Raw genomic sequence first — 4,153 nt, 5'->3', positions numbered from 1 at the left:
ACTGACAGTCATTTTGGTATTGACTACTAACATCTGGAAAATGATAAAAATCCAATTGTGTAAAATTTTCAAGGTACTATATGGTAGGTCAGAGAGTTTTTACAAACTCTTTTGACCCCAACATCTTGGCATAAGTAAATTATGGGAAATAGTGAATTGTAACTTAATGCTGATATTGATATAATAAATTTGATAATTATGTTAAGTGTAGGTATTGGAATAAAATGAAGAATAATATGAGAATATTGGATATAGATATGGATTACTTTTTAAAGGAAATCCCTATTATAATATCGGAAAACAATACAGATAGAATACCAGATGAAGATTATCAAGTATGGAGCAAAGAAGAAGTAATTGATTTTCTAGAAAATAAATTGGGGCTTTCTAAAGAAACAAAAATTAAGGGAAAAATAGTCATCCACCACAATGAAGCGTTATATTATTGGAGAACGCTAATACAAGAAAAACGGTTGTTTGCGCCTTTTGAGGTAGTACATATTGATTCTCATGCTGATTTGGGTTTGGGATATCCTTCTTGGACATTTATTATGGACTCTTTGATTACAGTACCGGTGGAAGAAAGAACTAAAATAGAAAATTATGGGAGCATGTTTGAAAAGTATTATGAGCCAAGAATAGGAGATTATTTGTTATTTGCACTGGCATTCAGATGGATTAAAAAACTTGTTTATGTGTGTAATCCTGCAGACATAGGAAACGATTATGTGTGGATGATTTTAAAAGGTGGTATGGAACTAAGTGATAAAATTCAGTTGGTACATAATGAGAAGATGAAAGCGATAGAGATTGCGTCAAATACAGAAAAGTATTATGCAGCAGCAAATCGTGAACCAGAAGTGGATTTTGAAATTGTAAGGTCTGCTGAGAATATCAGTTATAATGGAGAGTTTGATTATTTAACCTTCTGTGTTTCTCCCAATTATACACCAGCAGCCGCTGATTTTATTATCGAATTAATGAAAGAATACATTGAGGAGGAATAGTGTATGGATTACGATAGATATATTGAATTGTACAGACAGGGAAAGTTTCAAGAGGCTGTAGAATATAAGGCAACACAGATTCCAACAAGATTAGTAAAGTATTATAGTTTGAATGATAATACAACTGTTAATCAATCAAAATTAAAATATTTAAAAGAACAAAGAATATTTTTAAGTCCAGCTTCTGGCTTTAACGATCCATTTGAAGGAAAGTTTTTTAAATTTGATAAAGACAAACTGGAAAATGGTGGTTGGGATAAAGACATGGTGGTAGGTTACTATACCTCTTTGACGAATGGATTCCGATATACTTGTCTGAGTAATACTGATGAAAATAATATGCCAATGTGGGCTTATTACGCAAATAATCATCAAGGATTTTGTGTTGAATATTTGCTATGCGATATGCAAAAGAAATACATATTTCCTGTGACTTATGAGCCTGAAAGAGTATCTGCCAATGCCATTACCACAAACTTATTGTATGAGTATATGAAAATGAAAGAAGAAGGTAGGGATTATACAGATACATCGGCGGATGCAAATGTTTATTTACAAATGTTGATTTTATCGCTTTCAGCAAAACATAAAAGTTGGGAGCATGAAAAGGAATATAGAATTATCTGCCACAGAGATGATTTTCCAGCAATCCCATCTAAAATTTATATAGGTTTAAATTGTAGCGAGGAGCATAGAAAAGCACTTGTTGAAGTTGGTAAAAGCATTGATGTGTGCAAAGTATATCAAATGGAATTTGATGAAGATAGTGAAGTGTTTGGCTTGAAAAAGAGATTATTAATATAATACATTGAAAAGGGGCTATGATGTTATGTCGAATGAATTAAAAATTATAAATGATGAGAGTTATCAGAAATGGATATGTGAGATAAAGGAATTGGTTCATGTTAGCCAATTAAAAGCGGCTGTTCAAGTGAACACAGAAATGATCAGAATGTACTGGCATATCGGCAAAGAAATTTCTGATATGCATGCAGACGCAATTTGGGGAACTGGTTTCTATAAGACGATGAGCCAGTCTTTAAAAGAGGAATTTCCAAGTGTAAGTGGTTTTTCTGTGACGAATTTGAAGTATATGAAACGTTTTTTTGAATTTTATAAAAGCGACAGTGCAAATCGTCAACAGGTTGTTGACGATTTGGAAAAAATATGTTCAATACCTTGGGGACACCATATTTTAATAATGACAAAATGTGAAAGCGTAGAAGAAGCATTATTTTATGTGCGTAAAACATTAGAAAATGGCTGGAGTAGAGCAATGTTGCTTAACTTTATGGATGTGAATCTTTATCAGTCACAGGGAAAAGCAATAACAAATTTTGATAGGCAGCTTCCGGCGTTACAAAGTGATTTGGCAAAAGAAGTGATAAAAGATCCGTACAATTTTGATTTTTTGACTCTAACAGAGGGATATCGTGAAAAAGAACTTGAGGATGCATTGACAGATAATATAACAAAATTTTTGTTGGAGTTGGGACAGGGATTTGCATATATTGGTAGACAGCAGCCGATTATGATAGGTAAAAAAGAAATGGCAATTGACCTTCTTTTTTACCACATGAAATTGAGATGCTATATTGTTATTGATTTAAAGGTAGGCGAATTTGATGCGTCTTATACAAGCCAGGTAGGAACTTATGTTGTTGCAGTAAACCATCAATTAAAAACGGATATGGATAATCCAACAATAGGATTGATTATATGTAAGACAAAGGACAATGTGGTTGCAGAATATTCACTTGAAGCTAGTAATGTACCTATAGGGATTTCTGAATATCAGTTGTCAAAGGTTCTTCCAAAGGAGATTGAAAGCTTACTTCCTTCAATAGAGGAAATCGAGAAGTCGCTGAAGGCTATTACGGGAGAGTAAAGCACCGAATATAGGAAATATAGAGCAATATATGTCGTAAATAGCAGAAAAATATGATATAATCTACATATTTAGAAGAAGGGTGATATTGTGAAGACGATTGGTGATGAAAAATATTGCCTCAATAACAAAGTAAAGGTTTTATGGGTTGACAAAACTTTTGGTTTGGCGAAGGTTTCCTTTATTGATGAAGGAATAGAAAAAATTGTAGGTATTGGATTGATTACTGATCAACCCAAAGCAGAATGTACGTTGTGCCTGAGTATATTAACAGGGGGGATAACATGAATCTGAGTTTTTTTGGAGATAATATGGATGGCGAGAGATGGGAAGAATTGTGTGATAGTTGTTATCGAATTCGCTATCAAGAGGATGGGTATCAGAAAGTCCCTGCTACAGCTAATGGAGATGCCGGTATCGAAGGATTTACAAATAGATTGGTTTATCAGTGTTATTATCCAGAAGGAGAATACTCTGACCAGCAGTGGTATGAAAAGTTAAGAACTAAACTTACTAAGGATATCGGCAAATTTGTAGATGAAGAATATGCTGATAAATTGAAGAGTTTAGGGGTTAAAAATATCACCGAGTGGCATTTAGTAGTACCTTCGTATAGAGATAAAAGGATACTTGAGCATGCAAAAACCAAAACAGATATGGTATTAGAAAAGAAGAAAGAAAAGCCAGACATATATTCGTATATAGAGGATAACTTTATAATAAGAATTAAAGTTGCGGATGATTTTAAAGCGGAAATGTCTCAACTTATTAGAAATTCATGTTTGGATATCAAATTAAATTCTGCAATCAAAGATGCGGAGGTTGATTTGAGCAAATGCGAATCTGTTAAAGTGGAAAACATTAAACGGAAAGTAAAAGCTGTAATGGGAAATGTAGAAGAGTCAGATGAGCATTATATAGAATTGGTAAATACATATATTGAATTTTATATGCGAGGAATTGAATTGATGAAAATCTTTAGTAGGGATTTTCCAGAAGTCTACGGAGATATCAATGAGTTGCTTCTAGCATATAAAAAGAAGGTATATTCAAAAACAATGTTTAATCCGAATAAAAGCATGAATGCTACGATATTTAATGAAATAGTAGAAGAGTTTGGTGGACGTTTGGAAAAGGAGCTTCCTGTATAATTCAAATATAGGGAATTCCGAGAAAGAGGGTTGAGAAAAAAATACCTCAGAGTAAAATAAGATTACTGACTTTGCGGGTTAGTAAAAAATCTTATTAAAACAGTGAG

Annotated in this window: 5 protein-coding genes; all 5 read left to right on the top strand. The window is 33.0% G+C overall.

Features of this window, described 5'->3' with window-relative positions; genetic code table 11:
• Window positions 1-236 precede the first annotated feature (236 nt).
• On the top strand, window positions 237-1,007 hold the full coding sequence (locus tag FYJ45_RS28810; RefSeq protein WP_195842039.1) for a peptide arginase family protein: 771 nt from the start codon (window positions 237-239) through the stop codon (window positions 1,005-1,007).
• A 3-nt stretch (window positions 1,008-1,010) separates the two neighbouring features.
• Window positions 1,011-1,811, top strand: a complete 801-nt coding sequence (locus tag FYJ45_RS28805) for a DUF2971 domain-containing protein (RefSeq protein WP_154468374.1) — start codon at window positions 1,011-1,013, stop codon at window positions 1,809-1,811.
• A gap of 25 nt (window positions 1,812-1,836) precedes the next feature.
• Window positions 1,837-2,895 carry a PDDEXK nuclease domain-containing protein gene (locus FYJ45_RS28800; RefSeq protein WP_154468373.1) on the top strand — a complete coding sequence of 353 codons (1,059 nt, stop codon included), beginning with the start codon at window positions 1,837-1,839 and terminating at the stop codon, window positions 2,893-2,895.
• Window positions 2,896-2,985: 90 nt separating this feature from the next.
• Entirely contained in the window at window positions 2,986-3,183 is a 198-nt protein-coding gene (locus tag FYJ45_RS28795) for a hypothetical protein (protein WP_154468372.1), read from the top strand.
• On the top strand, window positions 3,180-4,046 hold the full coding sequence (locus FYJ45_RS28790) for a hypothetical protein (protein ID WP_154468371.1): 867 nt from the start codon (window positions 3,180-3,182) through the stop codon (window positions 4,044-4,046). Before FYJ45_RS28795 ends, FYJ45_RS28790 begins: the two co-directional genes overlap by 4 nt.
• Window positions 4,047-4,153: the final 107 nt, after the last annotated feature.

It is taken from the genome of Eisenbergiella porci (assembly GCF_009696275.1).
Classification (GTDB): domain Bacteria; phylum Bacillota; class Clostridia; order Lachnospirales; family Lachnospiraceae; genus Eisenbergiella; species Eisenbergiella porci.
Note: the sequence above shows the minus strand (reverse complement) of the source record. Positions and strands in the feature narration are given on the sequence as shown.